The sequence below is a fragment of the Pseudomonas sp. CFBP 13719 genome (assembly GCF_014842095.1).
Taxonomy (GTDB): Bacteria; Pseudomonadota; Gammaproteobacteria; order Pseudomonadales; family Pseudomonadaceae; genus Aquipseudomonas.
In genome coordinates this window covers 872,222-886,448 of the sequence record NZ_JACYVB010000003.1, presented here as the reverse complement: position 1 = coordinate 886,448, position 14,227 = coordinate 872,222, and the positions used below count along the sequence as shown (strand labels likewise).

Below are 14,227 nucleotides of genomic sequence, written 5' to 3'. Positions count from 1 at the left end.
TATAAGAAAGCCCGACCCTGGTCGGGCTTTCTTGCATTTCAAAACCTGGTCAGCGTGCAGTGCGCACGCGCCCTTATAGAACCCGTGGGCCAATTCTATAATTTTTGTTAATGAATCGAGCGGAACACCCTCGGCGTGTCGGTACTCAGACCCCTTGAACTTATATTTTCAAAGGAGCGCCACATGCCTACTGCAGCCGATTTCATGGTCAATACCCTCAAGCACGCCGGCGTCAAACGCGTCTATGGTGTAGTGGGGGACTCCTTGAATGGTCTGACCGATTCAATGCGTCGGCTCGGTGGGCTGGACTGGATACATATGCGCAACGAAGAGGCCGGGGCTTTTGCCGCTGGCGGCGAGGCGCATCTGACCGGTGAACTGGCTGTCTGTGCAGGCAGTTGCGGACCGGGCAACCTGCATTTGATCAATGGCTTGTTCGACTGTCATCGCAGCGGTGTGCCGGTGCTGGCGATTGCAGCACACATTCCCAGCAGTGAGATTGGCATAGACTACTTTCAGGCGACCCACCCCGAGTCGCTGTTCAAAGACTGCAGCCACTATGTAGAGCTGGTCTCGCGGCCCGAGCAGTTGCCGCAGATTCTTGAGCGTGCCATGCGCGTTGCCATCAGTCGCCGCGGCGTTGCGGTGGTAGTGATTCCAGGCGATGTGGCGCTGAGTCCGCTCGACGCACCGGTGAGCCAGTGGATTGCACCCCAGGCACCGGTGGTGGTGCCGACCCCGCTGCAGCTCGATGAGCTCGCCCAGTTTCTCAACGGTGGCAAGCGCGTCACCCTGCTGTGCGGGGCCGGGTGCGCAGGGGCACACAGCGAAGTCGTGGCGCTGGCCAAGCAGCTCAAGGCGCCCATCGTCCACGCCTTGCGCGGCAAGGAGCACCTGGAGTACGACAACCCCTACGACGTGGGCATGACTGGCCTGATCGGTTTTGCTTCCGGCTTCAATGCCATGAAGGAATGCGACACCCTGCTGATGCTCGGTACCAACTTTCCGTACCGGCAGTTCTTTCCGGAGCACTCGCGCATTGCCCAGATCGATTTGCAGCCTGAGGCCCTGGGCAACCGCTGCCCACTGGCTATCGGCTTGATCGGCGACATCAAGCACACCGTGCAGCAGCTGCTGCCACGCCTTGAAGAACGCACCGACACCATGCATTTGAACAAGGCGCTGGCGGACTATGACAGCGCGCGCAAGGGCCTCGACGACCTCGCCGAGAGCGGTCCGAACAGCACGATCATCCACCCGCAATACGTCAGTCGACTGGTCAGTGAGCTGGCCGCCGATGATGCAGTGTTCACCTGTGACGTGGGCACGCCCACGGCTTGGGCCGCGCGCTATCTGAAAATGAACGGCAAGCGGCGGCTGATCGGCTCGTTCAACCATGGCTCGATGGCCAACGCCATGCTGCAGGCCATCGGCGCGCAGGCGGCCTACCCTGATCGCCAGGTCGTGTCGATGTCCGGGGACGGCGGCTTCGCCATGATGATGGGTGACTTCCTGACCCTCAGCCAGGCCAACCTGCCGGTCAAGGTCATCGTCCTGAACAACGGCACGCTGGGCTTCGTCGAAATGGAAATGAAGGCCAGCGGTCTGGTGGATGTGGGCTGCGAGCTGAAGAATCCGAACTTCGCGACGTTCGCACAGGGCATGGGCATCAAGGGCATCCGCGTGGAGAAACCGCAGGATCTGCGTGCCGCCCTGATCGAGGCGTTCGAGCACGATGGGCCGGTATTGGTGGATGTGGTCAGCGAGCGTCAGGAATTGATCATGCCGCCGGAAATCACGGCGGCAAACGTCAAAGGTTTCGGCTTGTTCATGATGCGCGCAGTGCTCGACGGACGGGCCAAGGAGCTGGTCAATCTGGCCAAGAACAACCTGCTGCGTTGAACCCGGACGCTGCAAACCGGTGCAAACCGGTGCGCACCGCCCAGCGTCGCACTGGTTTGACGCCCAGTCTCACTGGGCGCGTCTGACTTACCGGCGTAATCTCTGCCGTTGACGGTTTCTGATCAATTGGACAGCTTTTTGCACGGTCCCGGATCAAACCGATCTGAGTGGAGAAGCCATGGAATCCTTGAATATCGTCATCGCCGGTGCCGGCATGGGCGGCCTCAGTGCCGCTGCGGCCCTGCAACAGGCTGGTCACCGGGTTCACGTCTACGAACGTGCGGCCGAACTGGCGCCGGTCGGCGCGGCCATTTCCATCTGGCCCAACGGTGTGCGGGTGCTGGATGCACTGGGCCTGGGTGAGTCCATCGAGCGCGCAGGTGGCCACATGCAGAGCATGAGTTACAGCGACCACCAGGACCGTCTGCTCACGCGTTTCGATCTGCAACCCTTGTACAACCATGCTCGGCGGCGAGCGTTTCCGATTGCGCGCGCACGCCTGCAAGGCATTCTGCTGGAGGCGGTGGGGATGCAGAACGTGACCTTGGGGGTTGCGTGCCTGGATTACGAAGAAAGCCAGACCCATGTGCAAATCATGCTGTCGACGGGTGAAACGGTGACAGCCGACCTGCTGATAGCGGCAAACGGCACCCACTCGGTGCTGCGCGACAAGATTGCCGGCCGACCGATTCCTCGGCGCTATTGCGGCTACGTCAATTGGAATGGTCGGATCCGGTCAGCCGCCGACCTCGCGCCCGCAGACGAATGGGTGCAGTACGTCGGCGAGCACAAGCGGGTGTCACTGATGCCCATGGGTAACGGTGAGCTGTATTATTTCTTCGACGTGCCGCTGCCGGCAGGCACGCCCAACGTTCGTGAAGACTACAGCGCCGAACTCGAGCAGCACTTTGCCGATTGGCCCGAGCCGGTGCAGCGCCTGCTGCAACGGCTGGATCCGGCAGGCGTTGCACGGGTGGAAATCCATGACACCGAGCGAGTCCCTCGTTTGGTCGGCGCGCGGGTTGCGCTGCTTGGCGACGCCGCCCATGCCATGACTCCCAATATAGGACAGGGTGGTTGCCAGGCCATGGAAGATGCGTGGGTGCTGGCCCGCTGCATCGAACGCGAGCAGACCCCGGCAGCCGCGTTGGCGGCCTATGAGACTGCACGCGCAGAGCGCGTCGCCGCTCTGGTGATCAAGGCCCGCGAGCGGGCGGCGATCATCCACGGTGAAGTTCCGGAAGACACCCGCCAATGGTACGCAGCGCTGGCAGGCAGCGACGGCAGCGACATTCTGGGTGGCCTGATCAAGACCGACGAGGGCAGCCCGCTGTAGCGCACAGCTGCACTGTCCAGGGGTGCGGCAAACCAGGAGTGCGGCAAAGCCAGCCTAGGGGTGCGGCAAGGTCAGTGTGACCACGGCGCCCTCTGCGTTGCTGCGGTTGAGCACTGCACCGCAGCGCTTGGCCAGCGCGCCGATCAGGCCCTGGCCGCTGAGCTTGGACCCCGACGCACCTGTATTCGACAACTGAGCCGGGGAGAAGCCTGGTCCGCGATCGCTCACCGTCAACTGCAGCTCACCGCTACCCAGGCGCTTCAAGGCAAAATGGATGTGGGTGGTGCGTTGGTTGCCGTGATGGATGGCGTTGGCCACCAGCTCGTTGACGATCAAGCCCAGGTCCGAGGCCAGCTTGAACGGGGCGTGGACAGTTTCGGTATCGACGGTCAGATGAATGCTGTCGTCGCGCTCTGCCTGGATCGATGCCCGCACCAGGTGGGGGAGGTAATGCGCCAGATCGACGGTGCCGGACGCGTTGCGATACAGCTCGGCCTGAACCGTGCCCACGCCCTGGATGCGCGCGATGGCGGATTCGAGCAGCTGCCGAGCTTCGTCGCCCTGAGCGCGCAGCTTGGACATCTGCAGGAAAGCGATGATCAGTTGCAGGTTGTTCTTGACCCTATGATTCAGCTCGGAAACCAGCACGTCCTGATGCGCCTCGAGCTCTTTCTGTGCGGTGATATCGGTGCAGCTGCCGAAGTAGCCGGCAAACACTCCCTGCCGATAGAACGGCGCGCCGTGGTCGAGGAACCACCGGTAGCTGCCGTCGTGGCGGCGCAGGCGATACGGGGTAGTGAAGGGCTCCCGGGCGTCGAAGGCCTGTTCGTAGTTGCGCGTGCACATCTCCAGATCATCGGGGTGCACGTCATCCCCCCAGCCATAGCCGCAGAGCTGGTCCTGGGTCTTGCCTGTGAAGTCGAGCCAGGGTTTGTTGAACCAGTCGCATTGTTTGTCGGTACCCGCACGCCAGATCAATACCGGCGCGTTGTCAGCCAACTCGCGAAACTCGGTTTCACCAAGTCCTGGTCCCATGCCCGGGAGATCTGTGGGTTCACTCATGCTTCTTTCCATATAGGCCGCGCGATTCTGTGAAAAGCTTCAAGGGCACTGGCAGCGGTCGATTCAAGGGTAGTTCACCTTTGACCAGCGAATGCACGATGTGTGCGCTGCGCGACAGGTCATTGGGGCTGTAGGGCTTGGACAGCAAACCCAACGCGTAGCCGCTGTTGGCCTTGGCCACATCGATCTGGCCACTGACGAACAGCGAGTGGATCTTGAATTGCTCGTAGAGTGTCTGCGCCAGGCCTACGCCTTCGTCGTGACCATCCAGATTGATGTCGACGAATGCCACGTCAATGGCATGGTCGTGCGCCAGCGACAGCGCTCCGGCGACGTCATACGCAGGACCGATGATCTCATGGCCATCTTCCTCCAGAGCTATCTCGGCCAGTAGCGCCAGGATTGGATCGTCTTCTATCAGCAGGATACGCATTGAGTTAACTCATTCTCTTCAAGGGCGCTTGCGCTCTTCTTGCAAAGCTTGTTTTAAGAGCGTCAATAAACCAGTGCGTTCAATCTCGCGTCGCCGGCTTCCAACCAGACCCTCATTCACGGCTGAAAAATATCCTGAACTGTTCGGCTGTGCGCGCTTCTATCAGTAGACCGTTTTGGTCGTCTACCTCAGAGCTCAGGCTCAACCTATTTCCGGAGTGTTTGATCATGTCTGATCAATCAATGAATGACAGTGCGTCAAGCCAGGAACGTCCCGCCAGCCGTGTCAGCGAGGGCTTGCCGTACCCATTGGGCGCGACCTGGGATGGGTCGGGCGTCAATTTTGCAATCTTTTCCGCCAACGCCACCAAGGTTGAGTTGTGCCTGTTCGATGCCGACGGCGTCGAAGAGATCGAACGCATCGCGCTGCCTGAATTCACCAACGAGATCTGGCACGGTTACCTGCCCGATGCGCGCCCGGGCACATTGTACGGTTACCGCGTGCACGGTCCATATGATCCTGCCAACGGCCACCGTTTCAACGCCAACAAACTGTTGATCGACCCCTACGCCAAGCAGATCTCGGGCGAATTGAAGTGGGACGACGCGCTGTTCGGCTACACCGTGGGTCACGAAGACGGCGACCTGTCGTTCGACGAGCGTGACAGTGCACCGTTCATGCCACGCTGCCGTGTGATCGATCCGGCCTTCACCTGGGGCAACACAGCCAAGCCTAACGTGCCGTGGGAAAAGACCATTTTCTACGAGACCCACGTGCGCGGCTTCACCATGCGCCATCCTTCGGTACGTGAGTCGGAGCGCGGTACCTTTGCGGCCTTCCACGAGAATGACGTGGTCGAATACATCCGTTCCCTGGGTGTCACGTCGGTCGAGCTGATGCCGGTTCACTATTTCCTCGATGACAACCATCTGCTGGAAAAGGGCCTGCACAATTTCTGGGGCTACAACACCCTGGGCTTCTTCGCGCCGCACGCCCGTTTCATGGCTGGCTCGTCGATCGCCGAATTCAAGGTCATGGTCTCGCGCTTCCACAAGGCCGGACTGGAAGTGATTCTCGACGTGGTCTACAACCACACTGCCGAAGGCAACGAGATGGGCCCGACCCTGTCGCTCAAGGGTATCGACAACGCCAACTATTACCGCTTGATGCCAGACGATGCGCGTTACTACATCAATGACACCGGCACCGGCAACACCCTGAACATGAGCCACCCCTGCGTCTTGCAGATGGTCACCGACTCCTTGCGCTACTGGAGTTCGGAAATGGGCGTGGACGGCTTCCGCTTCGACCTCGCGACCATTCTGGGTCGTGAAGCCCATGGCTTCAGCGAAGGCGGCGGTTTCCTCGATGCCTGCCGCCAGGATCCGGTCCTGGCCAAGGTCAAGCTGGTTGCCGAGCCGTGGGACTGCGGGCCGGGCGGCTATCAGGTGGGCAACTTCCCGCCGGGCTGGATGGAATGGAACGACAAGTTCCGCGATATCTCCCGTGCGTTCTGGAAGGGCGACGACGAGATGCTTGGCGATTTCGCGAAAATCTTCCTCGGCTCGGGCGATCAGTTCAACCGCCGTGGTCGCAAGCCGGCGTCCTCGGTCAACTTCATCACTGCGCACGATGGCTTCACGCTGAACGACCTGGTGTCGTACAACGAGAAGCACAACGAAGCCAACGGTGAAGACAACCGCGATGGTCACTCCGACAACCGCTCATGGAACTGCGGCGTCGAAGGCCCGACCGATGATCCGGAAATCGTCGCGCTGCGCTACCGGCAGATGCGCAACCTGCTGGCGACGCTGTTCCTTGCCCAGGGTACGCCGATGCTGCTGGCTGGCGATGAGTTCGCTCGCACCCAGGGTGGCAGCAACAATGCCTATTGCCAGGACAGCGAAATCGGCTGGGTTGACTGGAACATCAGCGAGCAGAGCAGTGAGCTGCAGGACTTCGTCAAATACTTGATCGAGTTGCGCAATCGCTATCCGCTGCTGCGCCGCAATCGCTTCTTCACCGGTGCCTATGACGAAAGCCTGGGCATCAAGGATGTCAGCTGGATCCAGCCGAACGGCAGCGAGATGGGCGTCGAGCAATGGCAGGACGGCAGCAACCGCTGCATGGGCATCCTGCTCGATGGCCGTACCCAGTCCAGTGGTATCCGTCGCGCCGGGGTCGACCATTCGTTGTTGATCGTGGTCAACGCGCACCACGACGTGGTTGGCTTCACCTTGCCGGAAGTGCCGGAAGGCAAGCGTTGGATCCTGCAACTGGACACCAACCAGACCGACTTCGAAGCCGGTGAGTCGTTCGACTTCGGCACCGAGTACGCCGTCACCGGACGTTCGGTACTGATGTTCGAACTGGCCAAGCCAGTGAGCAAGAAGCGTCGCTGATACCGCTGCAACCCGATGCCCCACGTTGGCCAGTCCTGGCCACCGTGGGGCATCTGTCCTTCCTCGATAGCGACGAGACGCTGTAGACGCTGAGATGGCAATTTGCTAGCTTGCTCTGCAGGCGCCGGTCAAACCTCTGACTGGCGGCCGTGCGTACCGTCGACATCATCCTTTGCTGCCCTTGCGCAGCCACCCATGACGCCCTTCGACGACCCCGAATCTCACTGCCCGTGCACCCCCGTGCGTTGGATACCGCTACGATGTTGATCAGACGCCGCCCATCGCTCGCAGGTTTTATCGGCCTGGCGCTCGGCTTGATCGTGTTTTCGGCGTTCTCGCTGTTGCGGTCCGAAATCCAGCGGCAGGAGACGCGCTTTTCCGAATATGTGCAGAGCATCGCCGGCACTGTGCGCAATCAGCTCGACACCAATGATGCTGTGCTGGCAGGCTTTGCGGCTTTCCTGCAGGCGGTCAAGCAGAGCGATACCGATGCGGCAGCCCGCTACGGCGCGGCCGTGCTGGCGGCGTACCCGCACATCTACATGCTGGAAGTGGCGCGTAGCGTACCGGTGAACGAGCAATTCGATTTTGCTGCATTGCTGCGACGCACCTGGCTGCCCGATTTCGAATTGAAGAATTTCGCTGCGCAAGGCGTCGAGCTGAATCGGCTCGTGGCGGCCGCGCCAGCAACCGGTGATTCGCGAGCCGCAGCGGAGGCGACCTGGCCCATTCTGTTCATGTCGCCGCAGTTGCCGCAAGCCAGCGTCATCTATGGCGTGCGCCTGGAAACAGTGCCATACCTGGCCAACGCGTTGGCGCGCATTCGTCAGAACTCGCTGCCGGTGGTGTCGCCGGTGTTCGCCCTGCATGAAGGCGGCGACGCCTACATTCTGATGAAGTCGGTGTCGCGTTCCGATGAGGATACCCAGCACACCTTGCCGAATTTCTTCGGCAGCACCATGGTGGCCATGCTGCTGATCAAGACCGATGCACTGCTGGGCGCCATCGTGCGCCACAACAGCGACGCGCGCGTGGCAGTGAGTGCTCAGTTGCACAGCGATGACAACCCCAGTCAGGTGGTTGCCATGGAGCCGGTGGCCGGACGTTGGTGGGACGAACTCGCCTTGCCGCGGCTGACCGACAGTGTGTACGTGGACAGCCCTACGCAACCGGTCTCACTCAGCTTTCAGCGACAACTGCGCCTGATGGATGTGCTGGGGCCTGGGAATCTATTGATTCTGGCCATCCTGATGGCCAGTCTGGTTGTAGTGCCGCTGGTTCTGGTCAGGCACTTCTCGGCCATAGAGGCCGCTGAACTGGAGCATGAACGTTCGGCATTTCTGGCCACCCACGACGTGCTCACCCAGTTGCCCAACCGCTACCTGCTGGCAGATCGCTTCGCTCAGGCACTGCAGCAATGGACCGAGCAAGGGGTGCCGTTCGCGGTCATGCTGATCGACCTCGATCATTTCAAGCAGATCAATGACGAACACGGCCATGCGGTCGGTGATCAGGTTCTGCAGACCTTGGCTAGACGCATGCGCGAGACGGTGCGCCATTACGACACGGTCGCCCGTTACGGGGGTGATGAGTTTGTGGCGCTGGTGTCCGATCTGGCCAATCCGGACAGCGTGATTCTCAAGGCGCAGCAACTGCTGGATGCTATCGAGCTGCCAATCACTACCAGCGTCGGCGCGCTTTCACTGTCGGGCAGTGTCGGGATCTCGCTGTGCCCCGTCCACGGCGAAGACCTGGACACGTTGCTCAAGGCGGCAGATCAGGCGATGTATCAGGTCAAGCTGGAAGGTCGGCAGGGCGTGGCAATGGCAGGCGCCGTTTGACAGGCAGTGACTGGGGCTTGCGGAGGAAGTGCGGGAAATAGCGTGCAGTGCACAGCGGCCCGGGCAGGGCAGGGGCGCTCGATGAGCGCCCCGACAGGGTTCAGAAGACCAGCTTGAACAGGCCGATGACCACGACCAGGCCGATCAGGAAGATGATACCGACGGTACTGCCAAGAAACTTCAACATGGGATGACTCACTTCAATGGGTGTTACTGCTCTAGACAGCCACCTGCAGCGCTCGTTTCATCCAATGTCGATCAGTGTTCCCTGTCCGTTGGCGCGCAGCAGCCAAGGCCAGGCATCACCCAGCCTTGCTGTGCGTTACCTCAAAGCGCCGGAATGACACCTGCGGTCGGCTCGACGACTGGAGCTTCGATGGTCGGCTCGCCCGGCGTGAGAATGACCTTGCGGCAGTCTTCCTGCTTTTTGTCGAAGATCTTGTAGCCTTCGGCAGCCTGTTCCAGCGACATGCGGTGAGTGATGATGGTTTCGGGCGTCAGGCGGCCCGCTTCGATATGCTCGAGCAGCTCCGGCAGATAGCGCTGCACATGGGTCTGGCCCATGCGGAACGTCAGGCCCTTGTCGAATGCATCGCCGAACAGGAAGCCGTGGATGAACCCGGCGTATACACCCGGCACGCTGACCACGCCGCCGCGACGCACGGCTGCGATGCACTGGCGCAGCGCTTTGCCGCTGCTGCCTTCCAGTTTCAGTGCCGCCAACACGGTTTCGGTGGTGCTGCCCTTGGCTTCGAAGCCCACCGCATCCACCACCCCGTCGACACCGCGCGAGCCGGGAGTCTGGCGGATGATAGTGTCGGCCGGATCATCGTCTTCATCGAAATTGATCGGAATCACACCGTAGGCCTGTTGCGCATACGCCAGGCGGTAGGGGTGGTGATCGACCATGAAGATACGCTCGGCACCGAGCATCCGCGCCACGGCAGCGCAAAGCAGTCCGACGGGGCCAGCGCCGTAGATGGCGATGCTCGAGCCCTGGCCGATCTCGGTGTTCTTCACGGCCTGGAAAGCGGTCGGCAGAATGTCGGAAAGAAACAGTACCTTCTCGTCGGCAAGCGTGCCTGGCACCTTGAACGGACCGGTGTTGGCCTTCGGTACGCGCACGTATTCGGCTTGCCCGCCAGGCACACCGCCATAGAGGTGGCTGAAACCGAACAATGCCGCCCCCGGTGGAATCGACTTCTTGTTCATAATCGCCCCGCGACCGGTATTGGTCGTTTCGCATGCGGCGAATTGGTCGAGATTGCAGAAGAAACAGCTGCCACAGGCAATCACGAAGGGGATAACCACCCGGTCGCCGGGGCTGACGGCAGTGACGCCGGTGCCGACTTCCTCGACCACACCCATGAACTCGTGGCCGAAGATGTCGCCGTGTTCGACCGTGGGTATCTTGCCGCGGTACAGGTGCAGGTCCGAGCCGCAGATGGCGGTGGCCGTGACGCGCAGAATGATGTCGTCGGCATCCTGCAGCTGGGGGTCGGGAACGGTGTCGACCTTGACGTCGTGAGCGCCGTGGTAGGTAAGTGCTCTCATGCTCTTCGCAGCCTCTTGTTCAGGGGTGGTTATCAGCAGAGGGATACGAAAACCGGGAAGTTCAAGCGGATGTGCTCAGCGGAATCGCGAATCATTGCGATATTGGATGAATGAACGAGGAGCGGCGAGGGGAATTTCTGATCGAATGCGGAGGGGATTGGCTGCGAAAGGGATTGACTGCGGGGGTTGCGTGGGCGACCCCCGGCACGGTCCTGCAACAACGGATGAAACGAAGGCGGCGCAGCGAAGCGGAGATCAGACGGCTCAATGAGCCGTTTCGATTCCCAGCTCTTCACGCGCCTGCTGGCCGGACGGCCTCCAGCGCACATCGGTAATGCCATATTGCTCGGCCTTGGGCTTGCTGACTTTCTGCACCCGTTCGCGGCCGAACTTGGGTATGACACCGACCCCTGCATCGCAACTCGCCCAATGCCAGGCATCGGCATTGTTCAGGGTCGGTAGACGGATGATGAACGACTTTTCCGCTCCATGGAGCCGGTAGTCAATGATGAACAGTGTTGGGTTCGGCATGGTGATCTCCTGCGTTGACTCATCATTGAGTTGTGATACGCAGGAAAAATTCAGAAAATGTGCAGGACAGCGACGAGTTGTCGCTTGCCTGGCAAGCCCTCTGCAATCAGGTGTGCGAGTCCCATTCCATGGCGGGCATCACTTCCAGTGGCGCATGGGAGCCCTTGCCACGGATTTCGTTGACCGCATACAGCACCAGCAGGCGAAACGTGGTGCTGTCCTTGTACTCATGGGGCGCCAGGCTGCGCATCACTTGCGCGGGGACACTGGGGTCGATCAGGGTCAGGTTGAGCAGCCCTTCCTCCATGTGGGTTTCATGTTTCAGTGGCGGGTCGAGCCCTGCTAGTACCGCTTCGATGGAAGCCATGGAGTCACCCTTGACGGTCGATGTCGAGAAGGCGGGGGGAAGAAGCCGGCAGAAATCGCCCGGGGCTGTACAAGCTATAGCCGATGTTGGCCGAAACCGCCTCCCCGCAGCCATTAGTTTTTCCACGGCTCGGCAGGAGAAGCTACAGCAATGCCGGAGAACGTCCGGGATGCTTTTTCCTGTGCCCTGGTCGATGCTTTTGAGTAAGCTGGCGGCACGTGCAATGGATGCAACGGAGGCTGGGTATCGATGACGGAAGACCAGGCTAACTACAAGCGGTTGCTGACGCTGATAGAGAGCGCTCAATGGCAGGCATTCGGCAGCGAGGACGGTTTCGCCTTGCGCGCTTTGCTGCTGGTCGGTTACGTGGTGACCACGGTCACCCCAGATAGCCGAACGCGGCTGGCCCTCACCGTGCGCGGCACCCGCTATCTCGAGGAACTGCGCAGCGAAGTCTGACCGCTGCGGGGCTTTTCCCCCATCGATGTGCTCATTGGGCCATCACGAGCGTCAATCCTCCCCGATGGGCCCGAGGCTGGGGCCGCGCTGTTTGCCAGACCCGGACTGTCACTCGGGTATACCGTTCTTCAAGGATCTGCTCCATGCCGCAACCCTCTGCGCCCCTTCTTCACGTCCGGGGCCGTTTCCACTGCCTGTCTTCAATTGCCATGCCTTGCGCGCGCCGATGGCCCGCCTTGAGCCTGGCAGCCGTATTCGGCGTACCTTCGTGCGCCCTCGCGGCTCAGGTCATGGAGTTGCCGGCTGTCGAGGTCAGCGAGGCCCGCTTGAGCGAGCTGGACGAGGCGGGGCTGACATTGCACTCGGTACCGGGCGGTACCAACATCATCGACACCGCCACAACCGGACGCGGCCGGCTGGCGGGCAACGAAGACCTGTTCAGAAATCAGGCAGGCATCTATGCCCGCTCTGCCAACAACGAAGGTGCGAAAATCTCCATCCGCGGTTCGGGCATCAACCGAGGTCCCGGCGCGCATTCTTCGGGGCTGTACCAGATGTTCGACGGCCTGCCGCTGACCGGCCCTGGTGGCACGCCCTATGAGTTGCTCGAACCGCTGTGGCTGAGCCGTGTCGAGGTGCTGCGCGGAGCCAATGGCTTCGACCGTGGCGCGCTGGCCCTGGGCGGCGCCATCAACTATGTCACGCGTACCGGCTACGACGCCGCCAGATTGCAGCTGCGCTACGAAGTGGGCAGCCATGGCTACAGCAAGCGTCAGCTCAGTTCCGGCCAGGTGCTGGGGGATGCCGACTATTATTTCAGCGTGACCGACTCCAGCTACGATGGCTTCCAGGACCAGAGCACCGGCGGTAGCCGTGGCGCTGCAGGCAACTTCGGCTATCGCTTCAGCCCGCAGTTGGAGACCCGGTTTTTCTTCCGCTATCGCGAAACCGATAACGACACGCCCGGCAGACTGACCCGTGCGCAGATCGCCCACGACCCTCGCGCGGCCAATGGCTTGAACCTGGCGCGTGACTCCAAGCGCATCCAGCCGGGCAGTACCTGGCTGGCCAACAAGACCACCTGGCACCTGGACGACGATGCCCGCCTGGAAGCCGGGCTGGTCTATCACGACTACCCGATGGACCTGCGCGAAGGCACCAATCGCATGAAGGTGGCCTACACCGATGTCAGCGGCACGTTGAACTATGTGCGCCAGGATGTCCTGCTCGGCCATGCGAGCAAGACCACAGTGGGGTGGCGCAGCACCGAGGCACTGCCCAATTCCGGCGTGTCGGAATTCGTCCGCGTGCCGGTCGGCAACACGGCTGGGTATACACCTGGCACGCGCACCCGCGATTACAGCTACCAGGGTTCCGACCATACGCTGTACTTCAGCAACGAACTGGAGCTGCTGCCGGACCTCTGGCTGACCAGTGGATTGGCCGCCCTGTACACGCGCCGCGAGACGGAAGTCAGCTACCCGGTGACCAATGACCGCGTCAGCCTGCACGCCTGGGACTACGCGCCACGGCTGGGCCTGCGCTACGACTACAGCCCGCAGTTGCAGGTATTCGGCAACCTCAGCCGTTCGGTGGAACCGCCGCACCCGTGGTCGATGATCTGGGGTTCCAACCGCTACTTCGCGCCGGGCAGCGGTGCGGCCACGGGTTTGCAGAGCAACGGCGTCGAACTCGACAACCAGAGTGCGACCACTCTGGAACTGGGCGGGCGAGGGGAGGCCTGGTTCGGCCAATGGGACCTGGCCTGGTATTACTCGCAGGTGCGCCACGAACTGCTCAGCGTCGAGACCCAGGCGGCCACGGCCACGCGCTCGCAGGTGATTGGCGAGGCCAATGCCAGCCCCACGGTGCATCAGGGTGTCGAGCTGGCGTTGGACAGCCTCTTGTGGGACGGCCGCCAGGCCGGTCGCCTGGCACTGCGGCAAACCTATACCTACAGCGACTTCCACTACCGGGACGATGCGCGTTTCGGCGACAACCGCCTGCCGGGTTTGCCCAAGCATTACTACCAGGCCGAACTGCGCTATGACCACCCCAGCGGCGTGTATACCGGTCTCAACGTGCAGCACGCATCGCGCGTCGCCGTGGACTACGCCAATTCCTATTACGCGGCGCCCTACACCCTGCTCGGCGCCAGCCTCGGCTACGCCGCGCCGGACGACACCTGGCAGACCTGGCTGGACGTTCGTAACCTGACCAACAAACGCTATGCCAGCACCGTCACTCCGGGCTACGACGATCAGGGCCGTGACGTGGCGCGCTCGACCCCCGGCGACGGCCTGGGTGTCTACGCCGGCATTTCCTGGAGCTTGCGCTAGC

General features: G+C 61.5%; 12 protein-coding genes. 6 read left to right on the top strand and 6 right to left on the bottom strand.

What is annotated here, in order from left to right:
- Positions 1-183: 183 nt before the first annotated feature.
- Together poxB and hpxO are read left to right on the top strand one after the other, a co-directional pair.
- The gene (poxB, locus tag IFT57_RS14365) at positions 184-1,902 is read left to right on the top strand and encodes a ubiquinone-dependent pyruvate dehydrogenase (RefSeq protein WP_192151825.1); all 1,719 of its coding nucleotides are present in this window, start codon (positions 184-186) and stop codon (positions 1,900-1,902) included.
- Positions 1,903-2,080: 178 nt separating this feature from the next.
- The gene (gene hpxO / locus IFT57_RS14360) at positions 2,081-3,238 is read left to right on the top strand and encodes an FAD-dependent urate hydroxylase HpxO (RefSeq protein WP_192151824.1); all 1,158 of its coding nucleotides are present in this window, start codon (positions 2,081-2,083) and stop codon (positions 3,236-3,238) included.
- A gap of 54 nt (positions 3,239-3,292) precedes the next feature.
- Here hpxO and IFT57_RS14355 read toward each other — a convergent pair whose 3' ends face one another.
- Both IFT57_RS14355 and IFT57_RS14350 read right to left on the bottom strand, forming a co-directional pair.
- Positions 3,293-4,300, bottom strand: coding sequence for a sensor histidine kinase (locus tag IFT57_RS14355; RefSeq protein ID WP_192151823.1), 1,008 nt, complete (start codon positions 4,298-4,300; stop codon positions 3,293-3,295).
- Positions 4,293-4,733 (bottom strand): response regulator, encoded by a 441-nt coding sequence (locus IFT57_RS14350; RefSeq protein WP_122796387.1) that lies wholly within the window; start codon positions 4,731-4,733, stop codon positions 4,293-4,295. The genes IFT57_RS14355 and IFT57_RS14350 overlap by 8 nt, the downstream gene beginning before the upstream one ends.
- 227 nt (positions 4,734-4,960) lie before the next feature.
- On the opposite strand from IFT57_RS14350, the gene glgX reads away from it, so the two are divergent.
- Both glgX and IFT57_RS14340 read left to right on the top strand, forming a co-directional pair.
- On the top strand, positions 4,961-7,135 hold the full coding sequence (gene glgX / locus IFT57_RS14345) for a glycogen debranching protein GlgX (RefSeq protein ID WP_240998755.1): 2,175 nt from the start codon (positions 4,961-4,963) through the stop codon (positions 7,133-7,135).
- Positions 7,136-7,395: 260 nt separating this feature from the next.
- Positions 7,396-8,976 (top strand): GGDEF domain-containing protein, encoded by a 1,581-nt coding sequence (locus IFT57_RS14340; protein ID WP_192151822.1) that lies wholly within the window; start codon positions 7,396-7,398, stop codon positions 8,974-8,976.
- 100 nt (positions 8,977-9,076) lie between these two features.
- Here the strand turns inward: IFT57_RS14340 and IFT57_RS27280 are convergent, their stop codons facing one another.
- The 4 genes from IFT57_RS27280 to IFT57_RS14325 form a co-directional block, all read right to left on the bottom strand.
- On the bottom strand, positions 9,077-9,175 hold the full coding sequence (locus IFT57_RS27280; RefSeq protein ID WP_446730936.1) for a hypothetical protein: 99 nt from the start codon (positions 9,173-9,175) through the stop codon (positions 9,077-9,079).
- Between the two features lie 128 nt (positions 9,176-9,303).
- Positions 9,304-10,530 carry a zinc-dependent alcohol dehydrogenase gene (locus IFT57_RS14335; RefSeq protein ID WP_122715757.1) on the bottom strand — a complete coding sequence of 409 codons (1,227 nt, stop codon included), beginning with the start codon at positions 10,528-10,530 and terminating at the stop codon, positions 9,304-9,306.
- Positions 10,531-10,794: 264 nt separating this feature from the next.
- On the bottom strand, positions 10,795-11,061 hold the full coding sequence (locus IFT57_RS14330) for a DUF6555 family protein (protein ID WP_122477350.1): 267 nt from the start codon (positions 11,059-11,061) through the stop codon (positions 10,795-10,797).
- Between the two features lie 106 nt (positions 11,062-11,167).
- A complete protein-coding gene (locus tag IFT57_RS14325; RefSeq protein WP_192151821.1) occupies positions 11,168-11,428 on the bottom strand; it encodes a hypothetical protein in 261 nt (86 codons plus the stop codon).
- 249 nt (positions 11,429-11,677) lie between these two features.
- Here IFT57_RS14325 and IFT57_RS14320 point away from each other — a divergent pair, with 249 nt between their 5' ends.
- Both IFT57_RS14320 and IFT57_RS14315 read left to right on the top strand, forming a co-directional pair.
- Positions 11,678-11,887, top strand: a complete 210-nt coding sequence (locus IFT57_RS14320) for a hypothetical protein (protein WP_122477353.1) — start codon at positions 11,678-11,680, stop codon at positions 11,885-11,887.
- Between the two features lie 209 nt (positions 11,888-12,096).
- Complete coding sequence (locus IFT57_RS14315) at positions 12,097-14,226, top strand: TonB-dependent receptor domain-containing protein (protein WP_192151870.1); 2,130 nt, start codon at positions 12,097-12,099, stop codon at positions 14,224-14,226.
- The last annotated feature ends 1 nt before the right edge of the window (position 14,227 follow it).

What these genes read in the sequence shown, in the direction of transcription:
- poxB (WP_192151825.1), top strand. Translation starts at nt 184, where the DNA reads ATGCCTACTGCAGCCGATTTCATGGTCAATACCCTCAAGCACGCCGGC.
- hpxO (WP_192151824.1), top strand. Translation starts at nt 2,081, where the DNA reads ATGGAATCCTTGAATATCGTCATCGCCGGTGCCGGCATGGGCGGCCTC.
- IFT57_RS14355 (WP_192151823.1), bottom strand. Translation starts at nt 4,300, where the DNA reads ATGAGTGAACCCACAGATCTCCCGGGCATGGGACCAGGACTTGGTGAA.
- IFT57_RS14350 (WP_122796387.1), bottom strand. Translation starts at nt 4,733, where the DNA reads ATGCGTATCCTGCTGATAGAAGACGATCCAATCCTGGCGCTACTGGCC.
- glgX (WP_240998755.1), top strand. Translation starts at nt 4,961, where the DNA reads ATGTCTGATCAATCAATGAATGACAGTGCGTCAAGCCAGGAACGTCCC.
- IFT57_RS14340 (WP_192151822.1), top strand. Translation starts at nt 7,396, where the DNA reads ATGTTGATCAGACGCCGCCCATCGCTCGCAGGTTTTATCGGCCTGGCG.
- IFT57_RS14335 (WP_122715757.1), bottom strand. Translation starts at nt 10,530, where the DNA reads ATGAGAGCACTTACCTACCACGGCGCTCACGACGTCAAGGTCGACACC.
- IFT57_RS14330 (WP_122477350.1), bottom strand. Translation starts at nt 11,061, where the DNA reads ATGCCGAACCCAACACTGTTCATCATTGACTACCGGCTCCATGGAGCG.
- IFT57_RS14325 (WP_192151821.1), bottom strand. Translation starts at nt 11,428, where the DNA reads ATGGCTTCCATCGAAGCGGTACTAGCAGGGCTCGACCCGCCACTGAAA.
- IFT57_RS14320 (WP_122477353.1), top strand. Translation starts at nt 11,678, where the DNA reads ATGACGGAAGACCAGGCTAACTACAAGCGGTTGCTGACGCTGATAGAG.
- IFT57_RS14315 (WP_192151870.1), top strand. Translation starts at nt 12,097, where the DNA reads ATGCCTTGCGCGCGCCGATGGCCCGCCTTGAGCCTGGCAGCCGTATTC.